The sequence below is a fragment of the Streptomyces sp. NPDC054887 genome, assembly GCF_053610585.1.
On sequence record NZ_JBSGYQ010000056.1, the window covers coordinates 24,288 to 49,353 of the forward strand.

The 25,066-nt window shown below is 72.1% G+C and carries 25 protein-coding genes; 17 read left to right on the forward strand and 8 right to left on the reverse strand.

Features of this window, described 5'->3' with window-relative positions:
• The first annotated feature begins 64 nt into the window (after positions 1–64).
• The 3 genes from ACWGH0_RS26475 to ACWGH0_RS26485 all read left to right on the forward strand — a co-directional run bounded on the left by ACWGH0_RS26475 (position 65) and on the right by ACWGH0_RS26485 (position 2,097).
• Positions 65–946 carry a PAC2 family protein gene (locus tag ACWGH0_RS26475; RefSeq protein ID WP_453406768.1) on the forward strand — a complete coding sequence of 294 codons (882 nt, stop codon included), beginning with the start codon at positions 65–67 and terminating at the stop codon, positions 944–946.
• A gap of 33 nt (positions 947–979) precedes the next feature.
• Positions 980–1,588: a dephospho-CoA kinase gene (coaE, locus tag ACWGH0_RS26480; RefSeq protein WP_453406744.1), complete on the forward strand. Its 609-nt coding sequence runs from the start codon at positions 980–982 to the stop codon at positions 1,586–1,588.
• Between the two features lie 140 nt (positions 1,589–1,728).
• Positions 1,729–2,097, forward strand: a complete 369-nt coding sequence (locus tag ACWGH0_RS26485; protein ID WP_453406745.1) for a tetratricopeptide repeat protein — start codon at positions 1,729–1,731, stop codon at positions 2,095–2,097.
• A 102-nt stretch (positions 2,098–2,199) separates the two neighbouring features.
• Here ACWGH0_RS26485 and ACWGH0_RS26490 read toward each other — a convergent pair whose 3' ends face one another.
• Positions 2,200–2,457: a DUF6343 family protein gene (locus ACWGH0_RS26490; RefSeq protein ID WP_453406769.1), complete on the reverse strand. Its 258-nt coding sequence runs from the start codon at positions 2,455–2,457 to the stop codon at positions 2,200–2,202.
• A 182-nt stretch (positions 2,458–2,639) separates the two neighbouring features.
• Between ACWGH0_RS26490 and ACWGH0_RS26495 the strand changes: the two genes are divergently transcribed.
• The gene (locus tag ACWGH0_RS26495; protein WP_453406746.1) at positions 2,640–3,089 is read left to right on the forward strand and encodes a DoxX family protein; all 450 of its coding nucleotides are present in this window, start codon (positions 2,640–2,642) and stop codon (positions 3,087–3,089) included.
• 58 nt (positions 3,090–3,147) lie between these two features.
• Here the strand turns inward: ACWGH0_RS26495 and ACWGH0_RS26500 are convergent, their stop codons facing one another.
• Positions 3,148–3,348: a hypothetical protein gene (locus ACWGH0_RS26500; RefSeq protein ID WP_453406747.1), complete on the reverse strand. Its 201-nt coding sequence runs from the start codon at positions 3,346–3,348 to the stop codon at positions 3,148–3,150.
• 240 nt (positions 3,349–3,588) lie between these two features.
• On the opposite strand from ACWGH0_RS26500, the gene ACWGH0_RS26505 reads away from it, so the two are divergent.
• Positions 3,589–6,453: a DEAD/DEAH box helicase gene (locus tag ACWGH0_RS26505; RefSeq protein ID WP_453406748.1), complete on the forward strand. Its 2,865-nt coding sequence runs from the start codon at positions 3,589–3,591 to the stop codon at positions 6,451–6,453.
• A complete protein-coding gene (locus ACWGH0_RS26510; RefSeq protein ID WP_453406749.1) occupies positions 6,450–7,661 on the forward strand; it encodes an SWIM zinc finger family protein in 1,212 nt (403 codons plus the stop codon). Before ACWGH0_RS26505 ends, ACWGH0_RS26510 begins: the two co-directional genes overlap by 4 nt.
• A 110-nt stretch (positions 7,662–7,771) precedes the next feature.
• On the opposite strand, the gene ACWGH0_RS26515 is transcribed toward ACWGH0_RS26510, so the two are convergent.
• A complete protein-coding gene (locus ACWGH0_RS26515; RefSeq protein WP_453406750.1) occupies positions 7,772–8,470 on the reverse strand; it encodes a DUF2293 domain-containing protein in 699 nt (232 codons plus the stop codon).
• A gap of 127 nt (positions 8,471–8,597) precedes the next feature.
• Here ACWGH0_RS26515 and ACWGH0_RS26520 point away from each other — a divergent pair, with 127 nt between their 5' ends.
• From ACWGH0_RS26520 to ACWGH0_RS26535, 4 genes are all read left to right on the forward strand, one after another.
• Positions 8,598–9,329: a DUF7873 family protein gene (locus ACWGH0_RS26520; protein ID WP_453406751.1), complete on the forward strand. Its 732-nt coding sequence runs from the start codon at positions 8,598–8,600 to the stop codon at positions 9,327–9,329.
• 638 nt (positions 9,330–9,967) lie between these two features.
• A complete protein-coding gene (locus ACWGH0_RS26525) occupies positions 9,968–10,423 on the forward strand; it encodes a cupin domain-containing protein (RefSeq protein ID WP_453406770.1) in 456 nt (151 codons plus the stop codon).
• A 21-nt stretch (positions 10,424–10,444) separates the two neighbouring features.
• Complete coding sequence (locus ACWGH0_RS26530) at positions 10,445–10,651, forward strand: hypothetical protein (protein WP_453406752.1); 207 nt, start codon at positions 10,445–10,447, stop codon at positions 10,649–10,651.
• A gap of 2 nt (positions 10,652–10,653) precedes the next feature.
• Positions 10,654–11,292, forward strand: a complete 639-nt coding sequence (locus ACWGH0_RS26535) for a uridine kinase (protein WP_453406753.1) — start codon at positions 10,654–10,656, stop codon at positions 11,290–11,292.
• Between the two features lie 378 nt (positions 11,293–11,670).
• Here ACWGH0_RS26535 and ACWGH0_RS26540 read toward each other — a convergent pair whose 3' ends face one another.
• Together ACWGH0_RS26540 and ACWGH0_RS26545 are read right to left on the reverse strand one after the other, a co-directional pair.
• Positions 11,671–12,642 (reverse strand): carbohydrate kinase family protein, encoded by a 972-nt coding sequence (locus ACWGH0_RS26540; protein WP_453406754.1) that lies wholly within the window; start codon positions 12,640–12,642, stop codon positions 11,671–11,673.
• Complete coding sequence (locus tag ACWGH0_RS26545; protein WP_453406755.1) at positions 12,639–13,559, reverse strand: pseudouridine-5'-phosphate glycosidase; 921 nt, start codon at positions 13,557–13,559, stop codon at positions 12,639–12,641. The genes ACWGH0_RS26540 and ACWGH0_RS26545 overlap by 4 nt, the downstream gene beginning before the upstream one ends.
• 90 nt (positions 13,560–13,649) lie before the next feature.
• Here ACWGH0_RS26545 and ACWGH0_RS26550 point away from each other — a divergent pair, with 90 nt between their 5' ends.
• The gene (locus ACWGH0_RS26550; protein ID WP_453406756.1) at positions 13,650–14,075 is read left to right on the forward strand and encodes a VOC family protein; all 426 of its coding nucleotides are present in this window, start codon (positions 13,650–13,652) and stop codon (positions 14,073–14,075) included.
• 184 nt (positions 14,076–14,259) lie between these two features.
• Positions 14,260–14,622: a cupin domain-containing protein gene (locus tag ACWGH0_RS26555; RefSeq protein ID WP_453406757.1), complete on the forward strand. Its 363-nt coding sequence runs from the start codon at positions 14,260–14,262 to the stop codon at positions 14,620–14,622.
• Here ACWGH0_RS26555 and ACWGH0_RS26560 read toward each other — a convergent pair.
• From ACWGH0_RS26560 to ACWGH0_RS26570, 3 genes are all read right to left on the reverse strand, one after another.
• Entirely contained in the window at positions 14,612–15,982 is a 1,371-nt protein-coding gene (locus ACWGH0_RS26560) for an MFS transporter (protein WP_453406758.1), read from the reverse strand. The genes ACWGH0_RS26555 and ACWGH0_RS26560 overlap by 11 nt on opposite strands.
• A gap of 133 nt (positions 15,983–16,115) precedes the next feature.
• On the reverse strand, positions 16,116–16,670 hold the full coding sequence (locus tag ACWGH0_RS26565; protein ID WP_453406759.1) for a methylated-DNA--[protein]-cysteine S-methyltransferase: 555 nt from the start codon (positions 16,668–16,670) through the stop codon (positions 16,116–16,118).
• 44 nt (positions 16,671–16,714) lie between these two features.
• Positions 16,715–17,593 carry a glycerophosphodiester phosphodiesterase gene (locus ACWGH0_RS26570; RefSeq protein WP_453406760.1) on the reverse strand — a complete coding sequence of 293 codons (879 nt, stop codon included), beginning with the start codon at positions 17,591–17,593 and terminating at the stop codon, positions 16,715–16,717.
• Positions 17,594–17,846: 253 nt separating this feature from the next.
• Between ACWGH0_RS26570 and ACWGH0_RS26575 the strand changes: the two genes are divergently transcribed.
• From ACWGH0_RS26575 to ACWGH0_RS26595, 5 genes are all read left to right on the forward strand, one after another.
• Positions 17,847–18,656 carry an MHYT domain-containing protein gene (locus ACWGH0_RS26575; RefSeq protein WP_453406761.1) on the forward strand — a complete coding sequence of 270 codons (810 nt, stop codon included), beginning with the start codon at positions 17,847–17,849 and terminating at the stop codon, positions 18,654–18,656.
• Positions 18,657–18,705: 49 nt separating this feature from the next.
• Entirely contained in the window at positions 18,706–20,832 is a 2,127-nt protein-coding gene (uvrB, locus tag ACWGH0_RS26580) for an excinuclease ABC subunit UvrB (RefSeq protein WP_453406762.1), read from the forward strand.
• A gap of 186 nt (positions 20,833–21,018) precedes the next feature.
• Positions 21,019–21,585, forward strand: a complete 567-nt coding sequence (locus ACWGH0_RS26585; protein ID WP_069930790.1) for a TerD family protein — start codon at positions 21,019–21,021, stop codon at positions 21,583–21,585.
• Between the two features lie 151 nt (positions 21,586–21,736).
• Positions 21,737–23,716, forward strand: a complete 1,980-nt coding sequence (locus ACWGH0_RS26590) for a TerD family protein (RefSeq protein WP_453406763.1) — start codon at positions 21,737–21,739, stop codon at positions 23,714–23,716.
• A gap of 226 nt (positions 23,717–23,942) precedes the next feature.
• Positions 23,943–24,941 carry a TerC family protein gene (locus ACWGH0_RS26595; protein ID WP_453406764.1) on the forward strand — a complete coding sequence of 333 codons (999 nt, stop codon included), beginning with the start codon at positions 23,943–23,945 and terminating at the stop codon, positions 24,939–24,941.
• Positions 24,942–25,066: the final 125 nt, after the last annotated feature.

Below are 25,066 nucleotides of genomic sequence, written 5' to 3' on the forward strand. Positions count from 1 at the left end.
GGTAATCGTGCTTGATCCGCAGGATTTGTATGAGTGGGAGCCGAAGGGCCTCGCCGTCGTCGACATGGCGCTCGCGCAGGAATCGGCCGGACTGGTCATGCTCTACCACTTCGACGGCTACATCGACGCGGGTGAGACCGGCGAGCAGATCGTCGGCAAGCTGCTGGACACGCTGCCCCACCAGGTAGTGGCACGGTTCGACCACGACCGGCTGGTGGACTACCGCGCCCGCCGCCCGCTCCTGACCTTCCGTCGCGACAGGTGGTCCGAGTACGAGGCGCCCGAGATCGACGTCCGGCTCGTCCAGGACGCGACCGGAGCGCCGTTCCTGCTGCTCTCGGGACCCGAACCGGACGTCGAGTGGGAGCGGTTCGCCCTCGCCGTACGGCAGATCGTCGAGCGGCTCGGCGTACGCCTCGCGGTGAACTTCCACGGCATTCCCATGGGCGTCCCGCACACCCGCCCCGTCGGCATCACCCCGCACGGCAACCGCACCGACCTCATGCCCGGCCACCGCAGCCCCTTCGACGAGGCGCAGGTGCCCGGCAGCGCGGAGTCCCTCATCGAGTTCCGGCTCGAAGAGGCGGGGCACGACGTGCTCGGTGTCGCGGCGCACGTGCCGCACTACGTGGCGCGTTCGTCGTACCCCGACGCGGCGCTGACGGCCCTGGAGGCCATCACGGCGGCGACCGGCCTGGTGCTGCCGGGCGTCGCGCACGCGCTGCGCACCGAAGCCCGGCGTACGCAGGACGAGATCGACCGCCAGGTCGGTGAGGGCGACGAGGAACTCGTCTCGCTCGTACGGGGCCTTGAGCACCAGTACGACGCGGTGGCGGGCGCGGCGACGCGGGGCAATCTGGTGGCCGAGCCGGTCGACCTGCCGTCGGCGGACGAGATCGGCCTCGAATTCGAACGGTTCCTCGCCGAGCGGGAGGGCGACGTCTAGGCCCGCGCAGGCCCCTCGTCTAGGCTTCCGCGCATGCTGAAAGTGGGCCTGACCGGTGGAATCGGCGCCGGCAAGAGCGAAGTGTCGCGGCTGCTCGTCTCGTACGGAGCCGTCCTCGTCGACGCCGACAAGATCGCCAGGGAGGTCGTCGAGCCCGGAACGCCGGGGCTCGCGGCCGTGGTCGAGGCGTTCGGGGAGGACGTGCTCACCGCGGACGGGACCCTGGACCGGCCGAAACTGGGCTCCATCGTCTTCGCGGACGCCTCCCGTCTGGCGACGCTGAACGCGATCGTCCACCCCCTGGTGGGCGCTCGCTCGGCGGAGCTGGAGGGCGCTGCGGGCGCCGACGCCGTGGTGATCCACGACGTGCCGCTGCTCACCGAGAACGGCCTGGCGCCGCTGTACGACCTGGTGGTCGTCGTGGACGCGTCACCGCCGACGCAGCTGGACCGGCTCGTACGGCTGCGCGGCATGACCGAGGACGAGGCGCGGGCCAGGATGGCGGCCCAGGCGAGCCGGGAGCAGCGGCTCGCGATCGCCGATCTGGTGATCGACAACGACGGGCCGCTGGAGGCGCTGGAACCACAGGTGCGCAAGGTCTGGGCGGAGCTGTCGGAACGTGCCGCACGAGCCGCCTCCTGACCCTCGCGCCCTGCTGCCCGGCGACCGTTGGCGGACGTGGACGTGGACGCGGACTCGGGCTGGGACTCGGACTCGGACTCGGAATAGCGCATGCGGCCGGGGCGGTTGGAAAGAGATGAGCCGAGCGGAAGGATGCCAGCGTGCCCGAAAGCAGCCCGGAGACACACATCATCGACTACCGCGCGGCGGAGCACCTGCTGGCCGCCCGCGACCCGCGTGGAGCCGTGAAGCTCCTGGACTCCGTCATCGCCGCCCACCCGGAGAACACCGCGGCCCGGTTGCTGCGGGCGCGTGCCTTCTTCGCGTCGGCCCAGTTGCGCTCGGCGGAACTGGAGTTCCAGCTGGTGCTGGAGCGCGAGCCGGACAACGCCTTCGCCCACTTCGCCCTGGCGCGGACGTACGAGCGTGCTCTGCGCGCGGACCGGGCGAAGCGGCACTTCAGGCTGGCGGCGGCGCTCGATCCGAAGCCGGAGTACCTGGAAGCGGCGCGGTTCGACGCCGACGAGTGACGGGGGACGGGAGCCCGATTCCGCTTGAGTCCCTTCGGGCACGGCCGATCCGCCTGAATTGTGCATCCGCTCGGGCACGGCCCCCCAGGCTCGGGCGCGGTATTACCGGCTGGGCGGATCGTACGGCGGGACGTCACGGCCGGGCTGGTAGTGCGGGCCCTGGCGCAGGTGCCGTACGACCATCACCAGGTCGGCGATGACGAGGACCGCCAGGCAACCGCAGGCGACGGCCCAGCCGGTGCGGCCGGTCGCGGCGAAGGCCAGCGTGCCGCCGACGGACCAGAGCAGACCCCACAGGCCCAGTACGAGACGCATACGCAGGGGGCTGCGCGCGGTCTTCGGTTCACTTCCCGTACGCATGATCATGACGGATCGCCCTCCTCCCGCAGGGATGCGTACCCGTACCCGGCGCGCGTAGACCGGGGCGTCGACCGGCATTCGACGCCGGTCCGCCGATGACTTTCCCGGGGCGGCGCGGTCTGTATCCGTGCAAGGCAAGCACGAATACGTGACGACAAGCCGCCACTTCCCGGGAGACCACGATGTCCGAGGCCAGCATGTCCGCGAACACCATCAGCGCCACGACCGGCACCACCGCCGCAGCCGTCACCGGGGCCTCCCGGGCGGGGCGCGTCGCCCTGCGGGTCCTGCGGATCGTGCTGGCGCTGTTCTTCGCCGTGGCCAGTGCCGCGCCGAAGCTGGTCGGGCACTCGTCGGCGTCGGACATCTTCGACCGGATCGGTTTCGGGGACTGGTTCATGTACGCGGTCGGGGGCCTCGAACTGGCGGGTGCGATCGCTCTGCTGATCCCCGCGCTGTCCGGGGTGGCGGCGCTGGCGCTGGGCGCGCTCATGGTCGGCGCCTTCGTCACGCAGATCGCCGTCTTCGACGGCCGGAACGCCGCCACGCCGCTGATCCTGCTGGTTCTGCTCCTGACCGTCGCGTGGACGCGCCGCGACCGCATGCGGTTCGCGCCGCGGCCGCGCGCGTAGGCTCCGGCCGGAACCGGGGACGGGCCGAGAGTTCCCCGGCACCTGCCCCCGGTCCGTCTCAGCCCTGTTCCTGGCGCCCGTCCGCGTCGCGGCGGTGAACGGACTGCTGGGCGCCCGTGTTGGGCGAGGTGGCGTCGCCGCCCTCGCCGTCGACAGCCCCGCGGGCGGGGTTGCGCCGCGTGGTGCGGGGCCCCGACTGCTTGATCTCCTCCGCCAGCTCCTCGGCGGCGGTACGGGGCTCGTTGTGCTGTTCGCCCACGGGAATGCTCCTCTCCTACGTCCTCGATCACTGTGCGGCACGATCGCCGTGCCGGTCCCGGCCGGGTTCCTCGTGGCGGGAGGTTCATGCGCGAACCGCCGCCGGTGCCCTCGCGGCTCGGCCCGGAACCAGTGTCAGACCCCGCCCGTAGACTCGCACGTGGACAGCAGACCGAGGGGCACGAGCGTCGCCACGCACGCACGGGCACCGCCGCGACCAGCGAAGACGGGGGTGGGAGTCATGAAGGACACGGGACACCGGGCCGCTGTCTTCCTGCCCGCCGAGCTGCCGCGCGACGGCCGGATCGCACTGTGGGATCCGGCAGGCGGCCCGCTGCCGGACGCCACCACGGAGATCACCGTCGTACGCCGCCACGGGGCCGGCGGCACCGCCGTCCGCCGCCAGACCGTGCCCGCCGTGCTCCTCTCCCTCACCGACGCCCTTCCCCTGCTGGCCCGCGCCCGGCACGACGCCGCCGCTCATCCCGCCACCCGCTGCTGGGGTGCGGCGGCGCTGCACGCGCTGCACCTCGCCGCCCGGGGCCGCCTGCTGCCCGGGCTCACCGCCGGGGACCACGACGCCTGGCGTGCCGGACCCCTCGACGCCGACGACGTCGCCCAGGTGCGGGCCATCGCCGCGGCCATGCCTCCCGAAGCCCACGCCGTCCCACTGACCGGACGTGCGCCCCTCCAGCTCCCCGCCCCGGAAGCCCTGGTGAAGGCGTTCCTGGACGCGGTCGTGGACCTGCTGCCCCGGACGCCTTCGGCGGCGTACGCGGTGGGCGCACCCTTCGCCGCGCGCGCCGCGCAGCACCTGCCGCGCCTGCGGGAGTGGGCGGCGGAGGTCGCTGCCGGGATGGACGCGGGCGTACGGGTGTCGCTGCGCCTGGACCTGTCCCAGTTCGAGCTGTTCGACAGCGCGGCACACGAAACACCGGACGAAGCGGAGCGAGGCGGCGGGAACGACGCCGGGCGGCCGGGGGAGGACGGCGAGAAGCGCCGAGCCGGTGCGGCGCTCGTCCAGGTTCACAGCCTGGCCGACCCCACGCACGTCATCGACGCGGCCGCCCTGTGGTCGGGCAGCGGCAGCGAGGGGTTCGGCCCGCGCGCCCGCATCGACGCGGTGCTGGCGCTGCGCCGCGCGGCTCGCGTCTGGGAGCCGCTGGGCCGCCTCCTCGACCGGTCGGTCCCCGACGTACTGCCCCTGTCCGAGGACGAGCTGTACGAACTCCTGGGCCCGGCCGCGGCCCGGCTCGCCGCCGCGGGCGTCGCGGTCCACTGGCCCCGGGAGCTGGCCCGTACGCTCACCGCGAGCGCGGTCGTACGGTCCGCGCCGGGCTCCGCGACCGACGGCACGTCCTTCTTCGACGCCCAGGAGCTCTTCGCGTTCAGCTGGCAGCTGGCGGTCGGCGGCGAGCCGCTCAGCGAGGCGGACATGGACGCGCTCGCCGAGGCGCACCGCCCGATCGTGCGGCTCCGCGACCAGTGGGTGGTGGTGGACCCGGCGCTCGTGCGCAAGGCGCGCAAGCGCGAGCTGGGCCTGCTCCAGCCCGTGGACGCGCTGGCGGCCGCCCTCACCGGCAGCGCGGAGGTGGACGGCGAGCAGGTCGAAGCGGTTCCTGTCGGGGCCCTGGCCGCACTGCGCGACCGTCTCACCGCCGGCCTCGGCTCCGGGGCGTTCGTCGAGCAGCCGCCCGGCCTCGACGCCACGCTGCGGGACTACCAGCTCCACGGCCTGGCCTGGCTGGATCAGATGACGTCCCTCGGCCTCGGCGGCTGCCTCGCCGACGACATGGGCCTCGGCAAGACGATCACCGTCATCGCCCTCCACCTCCGCCGCGCCCGAGGCGCCCCCACGCTCGTCGTCTGCCCCGCGTCACTCCTCGGCAACTGGCAGCGCGAGATCACCCGCTTCGCTCCCGGCGTCCCCGTCCGCCGCTTCCACGGCGCGGCACGCACACTGGACGACGCGGAGACGGGCGACGCCGGCTTCGTCCTCACGACGTACGGCACCCTGCGCACCAGCGCTCCGCGACTGGCGGCCCACACGTGGGGGATGGTCGTCGCCGACGAGGCGCAACACGTCAAGAACCCGTACTCCTCCACGGCGAAGGCGCTGCGCACCATCCCGGCCCCCGCGCGCGTCGCCCTGACCGGAACGCCCGTCGAGAACAACCTGTCCGAGCTCTGGGCGCTCCTCGACTGGACCACGCCGGGGCTGCTCGGCCCGCTCAAGTCCTTCCGCGCCCGCCATGCGCGCCTGGTCGAGAGCGGCGAGGACGAGGAGGCCGCCGAGCGCCTCGCCCGACTCGTACGCCCCTTCCTCCTGCGCCGCAAGAAGTCCGACCCGGGCATCGTGCCGGAGCTCCCGCCCAAGACGGAGACCGACCACCCCGTCTCGCTCACCCGCGAACAGGCGTCCCTCTACGAAGCGTCGGTGCGCGAGTCGCTGGCGGCCATCGAGGAGTCGGAGGGCATCGCGCGCCGGGGCCTCGTGATGGCGCTCCTGTCCTCCCTCAAGCAGATCTGCAACCACCCCGCGCAGTACCTGAAGGAGGACACGAAGCGCCTCACCGGCCGTTCCGGCAAGCTGGAACTGCTCGACGAGCTGCTCGACACGATCCTCTCCGAGGGCGGCTCGGTCCTGATCTTCACGCAGTACGTCACCATGGCCCGCCTCCTCGCGGACCACCTGAAGGCCCGGGCGGTCCCGGCGCAGCTGCTGCACGGCGGAACGCCGATCCCCGAGCGGGAGGAGATGGTGGACCGCTTCCAGTCCGGCGAGGTCCCCGTCTTCCTGCTCTCCCTCAAGGCCGCCGGGACCGGCCTGAACCTCACCAGGGCCGCCCACGTCATCCACTACGACCGGTGGTGGAACCCGGCGGTCGAGGACCAGGCGACCGACCGTGCGTACCGCATCGGCCAGACACAGCCGGTGCAGGTGCACCGGCTCATCGCGGAGGGGACGGTGGAGGACCGCATCGCCCAGCTCATCACGTCGAAGCGGGCGCTGGCGGACGCCGTCCTGGGCAGTGGCGAAGCGGCCCTCACGGAACTCACCGACCGCGAACTGGCCGACCTGGTCTCACTGCGGAGGCCGTCATGAGCGCGAGCACCGGCGACAGCACCGGCACCGGCAGCTGGTGGGGCAACGCGTGGGTCGAGGCCCTCGAAGCGCTGTCGCTCGACCCGGCCCGCCTGGCCCGCGGCCACACGTACGCCGGCGGGGGCAACGTCGGAGCGATCAGCGTGGCGCCGGGCCGGATCATCACGTACGTACGGGGCAGCCGCCCGCGCCCGTACCGTACGGAGATCCGCCTGCGCACGCTCTCCGACGACGACTGGGACCGCTTCCTCGCCATGGCGGCGGCCGATCCGTCGCACATGGCGGCCCTGCTCGACAAGGACATGCCGCACTCCCTGGTGGACTCCGCCGCCGAGGTGGGCGTGGACCTCCTGCCGGCCGCCGGCGACCTGGTCCCGTCCTGCTCGTGTCCCGACCGGGGCCACCCCTGCAAGCACGCGGCCGCCCTCTGCTACGAGACGGCCCGCCTCCTGGACGCGGACCCCTTCGTACTGCTGCTCATGCGGGGCCGTACCGAGCGCGAACTCCTCGACGACCTCGCCCGCCGCAACGCCGCGCATTCCGCCCGCGAGAAGCCCGCACCGCCGCCCTTCCCGGGCGTACCGGCCGCCGCCGCGCTGGCCCCGCGCACGCTCCCGCCCCTGCCGGGCCCGCTGCCCGCACCCGCACACCCCGGCCATGCCTCGGGCGCGTACCCCGGCACGCGGGGCGCGCCGGACCCCCTCTCCCTCGACCTCCTCGTCACGGACGCGGCGGCCCGCGCCCACACCCTTCTCACCACAGGCGCCGACCCCGTCGGCACGCTCACGTCCTGGCAGGACGCCGTCCGCCTGGCCGCCGCCCAGCCGGGATCGGGCCTGACCGCCGCCACCCGCAAGCTGTACGCCACCCTCGCCTCGGCGCACGACCGCAGCCCCACCGACCTGGCCCGCGCCGTGGCGGCCTGGCAACAGGGCGGTCTCACCGGCCTGTCCGTCCTCGAAACGCCCTGGGACCCGCCGGCCGGCCCCTTCGACCGGGCCCGTCCCGCCCTGGCCGCCGCCGACCTTCCCCGCCTGCGCCCCGACCGCAACCGCCTGAGCGACGCCGAACGCGGCATCCAGCTCCGCCTGGGCCACGACGACCGCTGGTACCCCTACGAATCGGACCCCGGCACGGACGACTGGTGGCCCACGGGCACCCCGGACGCGGACCCGGTGGGCGCCCTGACCGCACTGCTGAACGCCTGAGCCCGCCCGGGGCCCAGGCGGCGTCCGGCACGATTGAGGAGCCGCCCGGCCGCCTCAGGCCGACGCGACCTCCGGTGACCGGCGGCCGGCCCGGGGCTCCAGGTGCACGATCACACTCGAACAGAACCGGTCCACGGCGTCGTCGACGGCGGCGGCGGTGCGCGCCAGGCGGTCAGGATCGTCTCGATGGCCGATGCCACGCTCGCGCGTGCCGTCCCTCTCGGGATGCCGCTCATCAGCAGGGCGTCGTACGGCGTGTCCTCGTGGCGGATCGCGGCACGGACTGCCGCTGTCACCGCGCCCTCGTCCAGTGAGCGGCCCGCCGCCGTGCGGCCCACGCGGCCGCTGCCGCGCTGCGAGGTGTGGGTGGCGATGGCCCGGGCGCGGGGGAGCGGACAGGAGGGGAAGAGGCGGAGGATCTCGGTGGTCAGCGTGGCCGTGAAACGTACGTCCTCGGCCGCGCGGCGTGCCGCGTCGCGCTCGCGGCGGCGGGCCCGGGCGTCCGCGTCGGCCAGGCAGGCGGTTTCGGCGCGGGCCAGGGCCTGCGCTTCGACGAGGAGGCCCTGGCGTTCGTAGCGTTTGCGGCGTCGGCTGTGGCGGATCACCACCGCCCACAGGGAACTCGCCTCGCGGGCTCTGCGCGTCAGGGCCGCGTTGCCCCGCGGGAGGTGGACGAGGTGGGCCAGGTCGGCGCAGTCGAGGCAGATGACCGCGTTGAACTCCAGGGTGTGGAAGCGCAGCGGCCCCCGCCGGCATTCGGCGCAGTGTCTGCGCCGCCGTGGTTCTGGTTCGATCACCACCAGGTCCATACGGGGAGCGTACCCAGCGGTAGCACGCGAGCAGTCCCGTACGCCCCCGGCTCCGGGCGGCGCTTTCGCACCCCGCCCCTGAATAATCGTTCGAGTTGGGCCCGTTGATGTTGCTAGCGTCACGGACGTGGCGAAACTCAATCAGATCATCGCAGTCGAGAAGGGCGTCAAGTTCAAGGCCCAGCAGGACCTGACGGCAGCTCAGCACAGCCTGCAGAAGCCGGCCCTGCTCGCGGGCATCTCGCGTACGTACCAGGCGAAGGACGAGGAGGGCGAGCAGCTGCCGCCCGAGTCGACGCGGGTGCAGGTCAGGGCCGAGGACGTGCTGCGCGAGACCGCGAAGTCGCTGACGCGGCTGTTCGACGTGACCGCCACCAAGGACTGGGCCAACTGCACCGCCCGCGCCGACGTGACCGTCGACGGGCGGGTGCTCGTGAGCGAGGCGCCGGTTTCGTACCTGCTCTTCCTGGAGAAGCAGTTGGCGGACATCAACGCCTTCGTACGGAAACTGCCGGTGCTCGACGCCTCCGAGGCGTGGACGCTGGACCCCTCCACCGACGACTGGAAGACGGACGCCGTACGGACACTCCGTACGAAGAAGGTGCCGCGCAACCATGTGAAGGCGGAGGCGACTGACAAGCACCCGGCGCAGGTCGAGGTGTACTACGAGGACATTCCGGTCGGGTACTGGACGACCGTGAAGTTCTCCGGCGCGCTGACGGCCCGCCGCGTCAACGAACTGCTGGAGCGGGTGGAGAAGCTCCAGCAGGCCGTGAAGTTCGCGCGGGAAGAGGCGAACGGCGCCGAGGTCACGGACCGGCGGGTGGGTGACGCCGTTTTCGGCTACCTGTTCGGGTAGCCTCATTGACTCCCCGGCCGCCATCGTGCGGCCGGGGTGCGCGAGGAGCGCAAGCTGAAACTGAAGTTCGTCGTGACTGCCGCGGTGCGCAACCGGTTCCGGATGCGGGCCGCGATCAATCTCAGACTCTTGCTCCAGACTCAGCATTCGCCGCCGATCGCCGGTTCGACCGGGCCCAGGCCCATGCGCGTCGAGATGCCGGTTCAATTCCGGCCCGCGGAGCTCGGTCCGCGGTGGTCTAAAGGCATGACACGGCGACATTACGACTGACCTGGTCCCTCACTGGACGGCGTGCCAGATGGGCGGCATTTTCAGGGCTCGGGGGCCGGCTACGCCCCCGGGCCCGCTTCCGTATGCACAGAACCGCGCCCGGCGTCCCGATCCGTGGATGGCCGCTCAGCGCCCCACCCATCACACCAACACAGGCCGTCCGCCTGGTGATCGGCCGCGGCCGTCCGATCGTCGCGCACCCCCTGTGACGTGGGGCGACTCTCGGATACGGTGAGCCCGTTTCGGCGGTCGGGCGATGACTTTCGGCCGAACCGCCGTTCCGGGCACTTGAATTGGAGGGACCCATGAGGTTTTCGGGTTTGCGGCGGCTGGTGCGCAGCGGCGAGCAGGTTCGGGGGCGCAAGGGCATGTTCCTCGGCGGGTGCGTCGCGGCGCTCGGCATCGTGCCGTCCGCCGCGCTGGCGACCCCCGGCAGCGGCGTGAGCGGCACGGTACTGGCCACCGGTACGTCGTCCGGGACGATGAAGGTGGAGGCCAAGGGCGTCACCGACGTGGTCGTCCGTACGATCACCATCGCCCCGGGCGGTTCGACCGGCTGGCACCACCACCCCGGGCAGCTCATCGCCGTCGTACAGCAGGGCACGCTGTCGCGGACGCTCGAAGACTGCTCCGTCGAGACGACGACCGCCGGCCAGTCCTTCATCGAACCGTCCGGTCCCGAGCACCGGCACATAGGACGCAACCTCGGGACCGAACCGGTCGTGCTGTACGTGACCTACATGCTGCCCGCCGGCAGCCCGCTCTCCGTCGACGCCGAAGCGCCGGCCTGTGAGCGGGAAGGCTCGGACGAGGCGAGCGACTAGGGAGCGACTAGGGTCGGGCGTATGACTTCCGATCTCTGGTCCGCGCTCCCCGCCGCCGTACGTGACAAGGTGGACGCACTCGTCGCCGAGGAGCGTTCGGTCCAGGCCGTCTTCGCCGTCCGTTCCTCGGGTGTCGAGCCGAGGCCCGGCCTGCGGGCCTGCCAGGACCTGGTCGCGGAGCGTGCGGCGGTGCTCGGCCGGTCGGATCCGCCCGCGCACACGGGGTGACCGTGCGGTTCGAAGCGATCACCTGGGAACGGCTCACCGCCGCCCTCGCGGACCGGCTCAGCGGCGAGCACGAGCAGTCGTCGCCGTGGCTCAAGGCGGCTCTGGACGGCGCCCCGGCCGCCGGCACCGTGGAGCTGGCCGAGCGGCTGGCCGACGAACTGCGGCTGCGCGGCCGGACGGTCCTGGTCGTCGGCACGCAGGGCTTCCTCCGGCCGGCCTCGCTGCGCTACGAGTTCGGCAAGGAGGATCCCCACTCCTACTACGACGGCTGGTTCGACACCGGCGCCCTGTGGCGCGAGGTCTTCGCGCCGCTGGATCCCGGCGGATCCGGGCGCGTCCTGCCCGACCTGTGGGACCCGGCCACCGACCGGGCGACACGCAGTCCGTACGTCGAACTCCCGCCCGGCGGCGTACTGCTGCTGCACGGCCCGATGCTCCTGCGGCACTGGTTCCCCTTCGACCTCACCGTGCACGTGAGCCTGTCCCCGGGGGCGTTGCAGCGCAGAACCGAGGCGGAAGCCCGGTGGACCCTCCCCGCCCTGGCCCGCTACGAGCGGGAGGCCGCCCCGAGCGAGACCGCCGACGCCGTCGTACGCGCGGACGACCCCCGCCACCCCGCATGGACGGGCCTACGCGACTGACTCCCCACCCGACCACGCACGCCACCGCAGCGCATCCCTTCCCCGGTCCACATCCCACCACCGCACGCATGCGCTCACCCAGGCCCGTTCCCATCGGGCACGTTGCCTGAGGGGACGTGTGGCGGTGCTCCCCGCAGGGTGTCGAACACTGTTCCGCCGAAGAACGCCAGTGGCTGCCCGTTCGGCACCCGAGGAGACACCGCGGCACGGCACCGCCCCCAACGCCCCGGCACGCACCGGTCGCAGCGCCCCCGCAGGTGTCCCCGCCAGGCCATCGGCCCAGCGCCGCGCCGGTCAGCGCCCCCCTCCCCGCAGCCCCCCGGACTCAGAGACGACCGACCGGCCCCAGGCGACCCCGGCCGGCCGGCCGTCACCCCCTCACGGAAGCGGAGGCCGACCGCCCACCAAGGTCACCGCACGCGCCCCCGCCCCGCACCCCGCCACCACTGCCCGCACATCGTCCGCACCCCCGAGCCGCGCCGCCAGAAACCCGCCTGCGAACGCGTCCCCCGCCCCCGTCGTGTCCACCGCCTCCGCCGCCACGGCCGGCACCCGCTCCCGCACGCTCCCGCCGGCGGCGAGCAGCGCCCCGCCCGCGCCCAGCGTGACCGCGACCAGGGGAAAGTGTCGGCTCAGCTTGGCCGCCGCGTCCTCCGCGTCCGGCAGCCCGGTGAGCAGCCGCGCCTCGTCCTCGTTGGGAAGCAGCACGTCCGCCCCCGCCACCGCTTCGAGGAAGCGGTCCACGCCCAGCCCGGCGATGAACCCCGCCGACGCCGGATCCACGCTCACGCCCACCCCCCGCTCCCGCGCCGCCCGCAACGCCAGCCGGGCCGTCCCCCGGCTCGTGTCACCGAAGAAGAGGTAGCCGGACAGATGCAGATGGCCGACGCCGTCCAGCAGAGCGGGGGACCAGTCGCCGGGGGAGAGCCGCAGGACGGCGCCGCTGTCCGTCAGGAACGTACGCTCGGCGGCCGCGTCGACCAGCGAGATCACTGTCGCCGTCGCCGCCTCCCCGTCGAGCACGATCTGCGGACGCACGCCCGCTCTCCGCAGCCGCTCCTCGTGCCAAGCACCCGCGTCCGTACCCACGCGCGCCAGGAGCCGTACGTCCGCCAGTCCGGTGTACGCCGCCCAGCAGGCCACGTTGGCGCCCGCCCCGCCCGGCAGCGTCCGGATCTCCGCCGCGGTGTCGGTCGCCCGGGCCAGCGGCCGGCGATGGCGGGCCACGACATCGGTGACCACATCACCGACCACCAGCAGCGCGCCGCACGCGCCACCGCCACCGCCACCGCCTTCGAGCGAACTCGCACGCGTACCCCCTCCCGACCCTCCTCCCGCGTCCGGGCTCATGCCCGAGCCCACGCTTCGGCGATCCGCGCCGCCAGCCTCACATTGCCCCGCACCGCCGCCAGATTGGCCTCAAGCGACGCCCCCTCGGTCTTCCGCGCCAGGAAGTCCAGCAGGAACGGGGTCACGCCCTGCCCCGTGATCCCACGCCGCCCACACTCCTCCAGTGCCTCGGCCAGCACCCGGTCGTGCAGCGCCGGGTCGAGCTGCTCGGCCTCCGGTACGGGGTTGGCCACGAGCAGAGCCGTCCCAGGACCGCCGAGGGCGTCCTGGGCCCGCATCACCGCCGCCACCTCGCCGGGCGTCCGCACGGTCCAGTCGACCGTCTCTCCCGAACTGCGCAGGTAGAACCCGGGGAACTCCCCGGTGCCGTATCCGAGCACCCCCACCCCGAGCGTCTCCAGGCGTTGCAGCGTCGCCGGCACGTCGAGGATGGACTTGACCCCTGCGCACACCACCGTGATCCGGGTCCGCGCCAGCAGCCCCAGATCCGCCGACTCGTCCTGCGTCTCGGTCCACTCCCGGTGCACGCCGCCGAGTCCGCCGGTGGCGAAGACGCGCAGCCCCGCCCGGGCGGCCAGGAACGCTGTGGCCGACACGGTCGTCGCCCCGCTCGCGCCTGCCGCCAGCGCCGGCGCGAGGTCACGATGGCCCAGCTTGCGCACGGAGTCGTCGTTCGCGACCCGCTCCAACTGCGCCTTGTCCAACCCGATATGAGCCCGGCCGTCGAGAACGGCGACGGTGGCGGGAACGGCCCCCTCGGTTCGTACCACCTCCTCCAGTTCCTCGGCGACCCGCAAGTTCCGGGGGCGCGGCAGACCGTGCGCGATGATCGTGGACTCGAGGGCTACGACCGGACGGCGCTGCTCCAGCGCCTCCCGGACCTCCCCGGACATCTGCGGTGCGGCGGTGTCAGGCATGTCCCCATCCCTGGCGCGCCGCGCGGGCCCTCAAACGTCCCGCGGCGCGCCCCTTGTGCCCGGCGACGATCAAGCCGGACCCTTGTCCGCATGACACATACACATCTTGATCACGTCGTCCTCTGGGTCAACGACCCCCTGGCCTCAGTGGAGTTCTACGAGCGGACCGTCGGCCTGACCGGTGTACGAGCCGCCGAGTACGCCGAGGGCAAAGCGCCTTTCCCCTCCGTGCGCGTCTCCGCCGACTCCCTCCTCGACCTGGTCCCGCTCACCATGGCGGGCTCCATGGACGGCGTCCTGGGCGAGGAAGGAACGGCCGGCCACCCGGTCAACCATGTCTGCCTCGCCATGGACAAGGAAGCGTTCGAAGCTCTGCACGGCCGGCTTGAGGAGAGCGGCGCCACCGTCTCGCGGTTCTCCCACAACAGCTTCGGGGCCCACGGCGCCGCCCCCCGCTCGTTCTACTTCCGCGACCCTGACGGCAATGTGGTGGAAGCCCGCCACTACGACGAGTGACCCGGACAGTCGCCTGCTCTCGCCCCGCACCCCGTAGAAGCCGCATGCCGGCAGCGGACATGGCACACCCCTCCCCCCGGAGGACCGGCCTCGGTGGCCGCTCCCACTGATCCCAAAGTACGGGTCACCACTGACAACGCCCCTCGACGAAGCCCTCCGGAGGCCACCGCTAAGGTGACGCGCCATGACGACAATCGATCAGACGCCTGCCTCTTTCTCCGTGCACATCCCGGACGCCGACCTGGAGCCGGAGCCCCTCGACCCGGACCAGATCGTGTCCGGCGTACCGGAGGTGACGGGCAAGGTGCTGTGGGAGTCCCCCGACGGCAAGCAGCTGCGCGGCATCTGGCAGATCACGCCCGGCGTGGTCACCGACACCGAAGCGAACGAGCTGTTCGTCGTGGTCAGTGGGCGGGCCACGGTGGAGGTCGAGGGCGGCGACACCCTGGAGATCGGCCCCGGTGACGCGTGCGTGCTGCGCGAGGGAGACCGTACGACCTGGACCGTGCACGAGACGCTGCGCAAGGCGTACCACATCAGCCTTTAGCGGCCGGTTCCGTCGCGTCGGCCGGGCCCGCGGGGTCGGGCGGGGCGACGGTGCCGGAGCTGACGCCGGGGGCGCCGGCCGGACCGGCCGCCAGGGCTCCGGCCCGCCCGCCCCGGCCGGCCAGCAGGGCGAGCGCGGCCATCGGCAGCAGCAGGCAGGCGCCGATGGCGTTCAGCCAGCCGTAGCCGGCCTGGGCGACGATCAGGCCGGCTGCCGCGCCGCCGACGCCCGCCGCCGAGTTCATGGTCAGGTCGGAGAGCCCCTGCACGGCGGCGCGCGCGGGCTGCGGGACGGAGTCGGTGAGCAGGGCGGAGCCCGACACGAGACCCGCGGACCAGCCGAGACCGAGGACGAAGAGCCCTGCGGCGGTCTGGGCGTGGCTCGGACCCGCCGTACCGGCCAGCAGCGCGGCGAGGCAGAGCAGACCGGCGGCCAGGCCGATGACCGCCAGACGGCCGACGCGGTCGGACAGCCAGCCCATGACCGGCGAGAAGGCGTACATCCCGGCGATGTGGCCGCTGATGACGAGCCCGACGAGTTCCAGGTCGGCGCCGTGGTGCCCCAGATCGACGGGGGTCATGACCATGATCGAGACCATGACGGTGTGGCTGACCGCCACGGTCACCAGAGCGAGCCGGGCCCGCGACGAAGCGGCCACCGCGGCGAGGCCGGCGCGCAGCGAGCGGCTCTGCGCGGACTGCGACTCCGCCGGGGCGAGCGCCCGGGCCGTGAGCAGCGGGTCGGGGCGCAGCAGTACGGCGACGATCACGCCCGTGACGAGGAAGATCCCGGCGGCCCACAGGAACGGGCCCGCCGTCTCGGGTATGGAGGTGCCGGTGAAGGCGCGGCCCGCCGGGGCCGCGATGTTGGGGCCGAAGACCGCGCCGATCGTCGTGGCCCAGACGACCGTCGAGATCGCCCGGGCGCGCCGGTCCGGCTCGGCCAGGTCGGCCGCGGCGAAACGCGCCTGGAGGTTGGCCGACGAGGCGGCGCCGAACCCGGCCATGCCGAGCAGCAGCAGCGGGAAGCTCCCGACGACGGCGGCGACGACCACAAGTCCCGCGCCGAGCGCGCCGATCAGGTACGCGAGGACGAGTCCGGGCCGTCGGCCGCGCGAGGTCATGAGGGAGGCCAGCGGAATCGACAGCAGCGCGGTGCCGGCGACGGACGCGGTCGGCGCGAGTCCCGAAACGGCCTCGGTGCCGCTGACCTCGACCGCCAGCACGGGCGCGAGCGCGATGCCGATGGGTACGCCGAGCCCGCCGAGGATCTGGCTCACGACGAGTACGACGGAGGTACGCCGCCTCAGGGCGCGCAGCGCCTCGGGACCGGGTGCGGACGCAGCAGGGGGGGTAGTCACCGCCGCAGTGTGCCAGTCCTTACGAAGGGACGAAACCGAGAATGCCGCCCCGGCTCGGCACCCGCCCCGTCCGCCGTTCACCTCGCCGCTCCGGCGACCGCCCCGTCCTCCCCCTCAACCAGTCCGTCCCGTGTCAGAACAGTGGCTGCGGCAGCACGCCTTCGAGCGCCAGCAGCGCCCGCTTGGTCTCCAGGCCGCCGCCGAATCCGCCGAGCCCGCCGTCGCTCTCCACCACCCGATGGCAGGGCACCACCACCGGCAGCGGGTTCGACCCCATGGCGGCGCCCACCGCCTGCGCCGCGCCCGGCTGGCCGACCCGGCCCGCGAGGTCGCCGTATCCGACGACCGTGCCGTACGGAACGCCGGTCGCCAGCTCACGGAGCACCTGCCGGTTGAATCCGGAAGTGAGCGACCAGTCCAGCGGAAGAGAGAAGCCGCGGAGGTCCCCGGCGAAGTACGACGCGAACTGCCGTATGGGCTCGGCCAGCCACGGTGAGCCGGGCGCCTCGGTCGCCTCGGCACCCAGGCGCGTCCGCAGCCGGGCGACCGTCCGGTTTCGTGTCACCGGCCCGGCATGGAAGGCCACGCAGACCAGGCCGGCGTCGGCGGCCGCGACGAGCAGCGGCCCGATGCCGCTGTCGCCGCTGCCGATGACCGCCCACTCCACGATCCGCCCGTCACTGTCCATGCGCCCACGGTACGACCGGGCACTGACAACGGACCGGCCGACGGTTATCCGCCGACCGCGTCCCGCACGATGTCGGGGTTGTTGGTGATGATCCCGTCGACGCCGAAGCCCTCCACCCGCGCCGCGCCCGCCGCCGTGTTCACCGTCCAGGTGTTGACCCGCACCTGCTTGCCGTGCGGGCCCTTCAGCCGGTGGACCGCCGCGACGTAACTGGCCGTGAGCGAGGTGTGCGTCGGATTGATCTGGTCCGTGAACCGGGCGTACTTCGGCAGTTCGGCGACCGGGGGCCTGCCCAGGAAGCCGGTCGTGACGTCGGGCCGCTGCTTGTGCACGGCCTTCACGCTGTCCGCGCCGAAGCTCTGGACGACGAGCCGGTACCGGACGTGGTGGCGGTCCAGCCAGCCCGCCTTGCCGAGCACCCGCAGGGTGTCCTTCTCGATGCCCGGGTAGAGCTCGGGCTTCTTGATCTCCAGGAGGAGGTTCTGGCGGTTGCGCTCGACCCGGTTCACGTACTGCTTCAGGGTCGGCACCCGCGCGCCGGCGAACTTCCGGCTGAACCAGCTGCCCGCGTCCAGTGTGGCGATCTCCGCCGCCGTGAAGTCCTTGACCTTCCAGGGCGAACGGCCGGGGAAGAGCTGCTCGACGTTCGTCGTCCTGGCCAGGCTCTCGTCGTGGACGACGACCAGCTGTCCGTCCCTGGTGCGCTGTACGTCGTTCTCCACCCAGTGGATGCCCATCCGGTCGGCCAGGTCGACAGCCGCCAGCGTGTTCTCGGGCGCGTAGGCCGACGCGCCGCGGTGGGCGATGACAGAGGGGCCGTCGTGGTGGGCGGCGGTGGGAGCGAACGCCGGGGTGGCCGGGGCGGGCAGCAGCAGTGCGGCGGCGCCCAGGAGCGCGGCGGCCGAGACGGTGCGTGCGTACACGAGGACTCCTCGCATGGGGCGATCACGGACGGTCCGAGAGTGACAGCACATAGTCAACGACGGGCAGGCGAAGGATGGCCACGAAGTGAACGAAACCGGCGTGGCGGCGTCACGTGTCACTTTCCCCACCGCTGTTTTTGCCGGGAAAACGTGTACTGATCACCCGGCTCCGCCTACTCTCGCCAAAAACGGCCTCCGTACCACGAGTGGGGCCCTCTGTACCCGGTGACGGCAGCTGAAGGGCGCAAAAGGCATGCAGGGCACTGGCACTGTCGACGGATTCAGCTACGGTCTCGTCACCCCGGCCGCGGCGTACCTCATGGCCTGCCTCGGCGGCGCGCTGGGACTGCGCTGCACCGCGCGGGCACTCCTGGACGAAGAACTGGGCCGGCGGGCCGGCTGGCTGGCCCTGGCCGCCGCCGCGATCGGCTCCGGAACCTGGACCATGCACTTCATCGCGATGATGGGCTTCGCGGTGAAGGAGACCCCGGTGGGCTACGACGCCACCCTGACGTACGCCAGTCTCGGCGTCGCCGTCCTCATGGCCGGCATCGGCGTCTTCATCGTGGGGCACCGCGGTGTCACCCCGATGGCGCTGGTCACCGGCGGCACGATCACCGGCCTCGGGGTCGCCTCCATGCACTACCTCGGTATGGCCGGAATGCGACTGCGCGGACAGCTGCAGTACGAGACGCTCACCGTCGCCCTCTCCGTGGTGATCGCGGTCGTCGCCGCCACGACGGCACTCTGGGCCGCCGTGTCGGTCCGGGGTTTCCTGCCGAGCCTCGGCGCGAGCCTGGTCATGGGGCTCGCGGTGAGCGGCATGCACTACACCGGCATGGCGGCGCTCAGCGTCCACCTGCACGAGCCCGCGGGCGCCGCGGGTGGCGCGTCGGCCGCCCCCGTCCTGGCGCCCATGCTGATCGGCCCGGTGATCTTCCTCGTCGTGGCGGGCGTGGTCGTCCTGCGCGATCCGCGGCTCGTCGGCGGCCGGCCGCGGGCGCGGCGCCGGCCCGCGACCGGCATGCCGCGGCCGGCCGCGGAGGTCTCGTGGCGCCGGTGACGCGGGCGATCGCCACGTGAGTGTCAGTGCCGGGCCGTACGGTTGATGCATGCGGCCCGTTTCAAGCATCGAACGTACGGTGGCGCCCTTCGAGGTCGTCAGCTCCTACCAGCCCAGCGGCGACCAGCCGGCGGCCATCGCCGAGCTGGAGCGGCGTATTCGCGCAGGTGAGAAGGACGTCGTCCTGCTCGGTGCGACCGGCACCGGCAAGTCGGCGACGACGGCCTGGATGATCGAGAAGCTCCAGCGCCCCACGCTCGTCATGGCGCCGAACAAGACCCTGGCGGCCCAGCTGGCGAACGAGTTCCGCGAGCTGCTGCCCAACAACGCCGTCGAGTACTTCGTCTCGTACTACGACTACTACCAGCCCGAGGCGTACGTCCCGCAGTCGGACACGTACATCGAGAAGGACTCCTCGATCAACGAGGAGGTCGAGCGGCTGCGCCACTCCGCGACGAACTCGCTGCTCACCCGCCGTGACGTCGTCGTGGTCGCCTCCGTCTCCTGCATCTACGGCCTCGGTACGCCGCAGGAGTACGTGGACCGCATGGTGCCGCTGAAGGTCGGCGAGGAGATCGACCGCGACCAGCTGCTGCGCCGTTTCGTCGACATCCAGTACACGCGCAACGACGTGGCCTTCGCCCGCGGCACCTTCCGGGTGCGCGGCGACACCATCGAGATCTTCCCGGTCTACGAGGAGCTGGCCGTCCGGATCGAGATGTTCGGCGACGAGATCGAGGCGCTCTCCACGCTCCACCCGCTGACCGGCGAGATCATCAGCGAGGACCAGCAGTTGTACGTCTTCCCCGCCAGCCACTACGTCGCCGGACCCGAGCGCATGGAGAAGGCGGTCCGGGGCATCGAGAAGGAGCTGGAGGACCGGCTCGCCGAGATGGAGAAGCAGGGCAAGATGCTGGAGGCCCAGCGTCTGCGCATGCGCACCACGTACGACCTGGAGATGATGCGCCAGATCGGCAGCTGCTCCGGCATCGAGAACTACTCGATGCACATGGACGACCGAGCTCCCGGCACCGCGCCGCACACCCTCCTCGACTACTTCCCCGAGGACTTCCTGCTGGTCATCGACGAGTCGCACGTCACCGTCCCGCAGATCGGCGCGATGTACGAGGGCGACGCGTCCCGCAAGCGGACCCTGGTCGACCACGGTTTCCGGCTCCCGTCCGCCCTGGACAACCGCCCGCTGAAGTGGGAGGAGTTCCAGGAGCGCGTGGGTCAGGCGGTCTACCTCTCCGCCACCCCCGGCGCGTACGAACTGTCGCGCTCGGACGGCTTCGTGGAGCAGATCATCCGTCCCACCGGCCTCATCGACCCCGAGGTCGTCGTCAAGCCCACCGAGGGCCAGATCGACGACCTGGTGCACGAGATCAGGAAGCGCACCGAGCGGGACGAGCGGGTCCTCGTCACCACCCTCACCAAGAAGATGTCCGAGGACCTCACGGAGTACTTCCTCGAACTCGGCATCCAGGTCCGTTACCTCCACAGCGACGTCGACACGCTGCGCCGCGTCGAGCTGCTGCGCGAGCTGCGCTCCGGTGAGTACGACGTCCTGGTCGGCATCAACCTGCTGCGCGAGGGACTCGACCTCCCCGAGGTCTCGCTGGTCGCCATCCTCGACGCCGACAAGCAGGGCTTCCTGCGCTCGGGCACCTCCCTGATCCAGACGATCGGCCGCGCGGCGCGCAACGTCTCCGGACAGGTGCACATGTACGCCGACAAGATCACCCCGGCGATGGAGAAGGCCATCGACGAGACCAACCGGCGCCGGGAGAAGCAGATCGCGTACAACACGGAGCACGGAGTCGATCCGCAGCCGCTGCGCAAGAAGATCAACGACATCGTCGCCTCGATCGCACGCGAGCAGGTCGACACCGAGCAGCTCCTCGGCTCCGGCTTCCGCCAGGCCAAGGAGGGCAAGAACGCCAAGGCGCCCGTGCCCGTACTCGGCAAGGCGGCCAAGGGCGCCAGGGCGGCCAGGAAGGGCGACGTGCTCACCGACCGCCCCGCCGCCGAACTGGCCGCCCTCATCGAGGAGATGACGGAACAGATGCGCGGAGCCGCGGCGGAGCTCCAGTTCGAGGTGGCCGCCCGCCTGCGTGACGAGGTGGGCGAACTGAAGAAGGAACTGCGGCAGATGAGGGAGGCGGGGCAGGCCTGACGCACCGGGCGCCCGGTGTGTTGCAAGACCGACACAAAGCACGCCACGACTGTGCGGCCCGGGCCCGACTGCGTAGGGTTCTTGACAGCCGCACGCACACGGGCGGGCCGCGGGGTATGCAAGGAGAGGGGACAGCGCGTGGTGGACGTATCCAAGGGCAGCGCGCCCGGGGGACCTGGCGTCAATCTGACCAAGGGTCAGGCCATCAGCCTGGAGAAGAAGGGCGGCGGCACGCTGACCGCCGTCCGGATGGGGCTCGGCTGGCAGGCGGCGCCCCGGCGCGGGCTGTTCGGCTCGCGCACCCGGGAGGTGGACCTCGACGCCTCGGCCGTCCTGTTCGCGGACAAGCAGCCGGTCGACGTCGTCTTCTTCCGTCACCTCGTCAGCGACGACGGCTCCGTCAAGCACACCGGTGACAACCTGGTCGGCGGCGCCGGTCAGGGCGGGGACGACGAGGCGATCCTCGTCGACCTCCAGCGCGTGCCGGTGCACATCGACCAGATCGTCTTCACGGTGAACTCCTTCACCGGCCAGACGTTCCAGGAAGTGCAGAACGCGTTCTGCCGCATCGTCGACGAGACCAACGGCCAGGAGATGGCCCGTTACACCCTCGACGGCGGCGGCCAGTACACCGCCCAGATCATGGCGAAGGTGCACCGCGCCGGCGCCGGCTGGCAGATGACGGCCATCGGCACCCCTGCCAACGGCCGCACCTTCCAGGACCTGATGCCGTCGATCCTGCCGCACCTGTAGCAGGCGACTGCCGAAGCACGCGCAGCTCCCGGTGGCATCCGCCGCCGGGAGCTGCACCACATGCGCACCGCGCGAGTACACGCGCACCGCGCACAAGCCACCACCGGCCACCCCTGTGGTCGGGTACGAAGCGACGCGGGGGAGACAGGCGATGACGGCCGAACTGGTCCGGGGGCAGAACCACCCCCTGCCCCAGGCCCGTTTGGAGATCCGGGTGTCGGCCGGTACGCCGGTCGTGGCCGGAGCCACGCTCTGCGACGAGCAGGGCGCCGTACGCGGCACGGAATGGGTCGCCCACCCCGGCTCCCCCAGCCTCCCCGGGCTCGAGGTGTCCAAGCAGGCCGCGGCCGACCACCGGCTGGCCGTGGACCTCGGGGCACTGCCCGAGACCGTGCACCGGCTGAACGTCCTGCTGGCCCTTCCGGCGGGAGGGGGCGGCCCGACGCGCTTCGGCGCCGTCGCGGCCCCCTTCGTCTCCGTCACCGGACTCGACGGGTCCGAGGTCGCCACCTACACGGTGACCGGCCTGGACAGCGAGTCCGCGGTCGTCGCCCTCGAGCTCTACCGCAGGCAGGGCGTCTGGAAGGTGCGCGCCGTCGGTCAGGGGTACGCGGGCGGCCTCGCCGACATGCTCCGCGACCAGGGCCTTCCGCAGGCCCTCGAACTCGCCGCCGCCATCCAGGCGGCCGTCAGCAGTGGCGTGGCCCGCTCCGTCGCCCCGGCCCCGCCGCGCGCCCAGGCCGACGACCGGGCTCGGCGTACGGCCCCCCACGCCGCCAACGGTGGACGCGACGCCCAGAGCGACGCCGTGCCGCCGCCCGTGCCCGCCCCGGGCCCCACACCCGTACCGCCCGTCACCGCGCCGCAGGCCGGCCCCGAGGGCGGTGCCTCTCCGTCCCCCCAGGGCGGCCCCATCGACTACGCGCACCCGCGCCGCCGGAACACCGCGCCGCCGCCCGCGCCGCCCACCGCACCCCCCGTCCCGCCGGGCGGACACCCGCAGCCGGTCGCGGGCGACGCCACCGGCTGGTCCATGGACGAGCGGCTGTACAACCAGGTCTGGGGCATGTTCGAAGACCTGGCCCGTACCGTCTCGGCGTACCGCAGCGCGGTCGACTTCGCCGAGTCGCGCATGGACCAGGAGCTCGACAAGGCCCTCTCCGATCCGCGCAGCCGCATCGGCACCGCGGGCGACACCGCCCGGGCGGCGGCCCAGGCCAAGCACGACCAGCTCGTCGGCCAGGCCCGCGACGTACTGGAGCGCGAGCTGACGCAGCTCGTCGCGGAGGCGGACGTCGTGGAGCCGGCCCTGCCGCCCGCCTTCGCCTCCTGGAGCAACCCGGTCTGGCACGGCTACCGGGTGCCCATGGAGATCCCGATGGCCCTGCGCGTCGGCGACCTCCACCTCCCCGAACGGCCCGACCTGCGCATCCCCATGCTGGTGCGGCTCCCGCTCGAGCGCGGTCTGTGGATCGACAGCGGCCGCTCCCGTTCCGAGGCCGCGCTCATGATGGAGTCCGACCAGCTGCGCAGGGCGGCCCTGGAGGCCGCCGTCGCGCACGCCGCGCGGCTGCTGGCGGTCTACCCCGCGGGGGAGTTCACCGTCCACGTCATCGACCCGGCGGGCACCGGCGCGACCGCGCTCGCCCCGCTGACCGAGTCCGGCGTGCTCGCCGCGCCGCCGGCGGCCGGCGCCCAGGGCGTGACGGCCGTGCTGGCCAAGCTCACCCAGCGGGTGGAGCTGGTGCAGATGGCGGTCCGCGGCGGAGTGAGCGACTCGCTGCCGCCGGATCTGGACACGGCGGAGCAGCTCCTGATCGTCAACGACTTCCCGCACGGTTTCGACGACCGTGCCGTCACCCAGCTCCGCTACCTGGCCGACGAGGGCCCGTCGGTCGGCGTGCATCTGATGCTGGTCGCGGACCGGGAGGACGCGAGCGCCTACGGACCGGTGCTCGATCCGCTGTGGCGCTCGATGCTGCGCGTCACGCCGGTGCCCGACGACCACCTGATCGACCCGTGGGTCGGCCACACGTGGACGTACGAGCCGCAATTGCCGCCCCCGGGCAGCCGGGTCGTGCGCCAAGTCCTTGCGCAGGTGGCGGCGGCGAGACGGTCAATGCCACGCTGACCTGCCCTTTTGGGAGGGCTTTACCCATCCCTTTACCTTCTCTTGGGTGTTCCTGTACTCTTTGATGAGCGGAGGGGAGTACTCCCGGCTGCGACGTACCCGTCAATACGGACCGCCATCGGTCCCGGGGCGTCGGCCCGAATCGCGCGGACACGCACTCGGGTGGAAGAGACCTCCGGCAGCGACGACGCTGAGTGAGTTGCCGTAGCTATCTGCCGGAGGCGCAGTGGACGTTTCAATGACCCTTTGGGTGCTGACCATTCTCGGTCTGGTCGCCCTGATCGCCGTCGACTTCCTCATCGGGCGCAAGCCGCACGATGTGTCGATCAAGGAAGCCGGAATCTGGTCGGTCGTCTGGATCGCACTGGCCGTTCTCTTCGGCCTCGGGCTGCTGATCTTCGGCACCGCGCAGGCGTCCGGCGAGTTCTTCGCGGGCTTCATCACCGAGAAATCGCTCAGCGTGGACAACCTGTTCGTCTTCGTCCTGATCATGGCGAAGTTCTCGGTGCCGTCCCACCTCCAGCAGCGCGTGCTGCTCATCGGTGTGCTGATCGCCCTGGTGCTGAGGGCGATCTTCATCGCCGCCGGCGCCGCGGTCATCGCCAACTTCTCGTGGGTCTTCTACATCTTCGGCGCGTTCCTCATCTACACCGCCTGGAAGCTGATCCAGGAGGCGCGGGCCGACGAGGAGGAAGAGGCGTTCGAGGAGAACCGTCTCCTCAAGTCGATCGAGCACCGCTTCGGCGTCGCGGACAGGTACCACGGCACGAAGCTCTTCATCCGGAACAACGGCAAGCGCGTTCTGACGCCCCTGATGGTCGTCATGCTCGCCATCGGCACCACGGATGTGCTCTTCGCGCTCGACTCGATCCCGGCGATCTTCGGCCTCACGCAGGACCCGTACATCGTCTTCACCGCCAACGCCTTCGCCCTCATGGGTCTGCGGCAGCTGTACTTCCTCATCGGCGGACTGCTCAAGAAGCTGGTCCACCTGAGCTACGGCCTGTCGGTCATCCTGGGCTTCATCGGCGTCAAGCTGGTGCTGCACGCCCTGCACGAGTCCGGGGTGCACGTCCCCGAGATCTCCATCCCCTTCTCGCTGACGGTCATCTGCGGCGTGCTGATCATCACCACGATCACCAGCCTCATCGCCAACAAGAAGACGGAACAGCGCGCCCAGGCCGAGGCCGCGGAGGCCGCGGACAAGGAGAGCGTCGAGTCCTGACCGACCGGCGCGGCATGCAGGACAGCGGCCGGGGGGGGCGGGCCGCCCCCTCGCACCCGGCCGGGTGGCGGCGGTCGGCGGTGTTTACCCCCGGGCGGGTTGCCCCACGGTACCAGGCCCCGGCC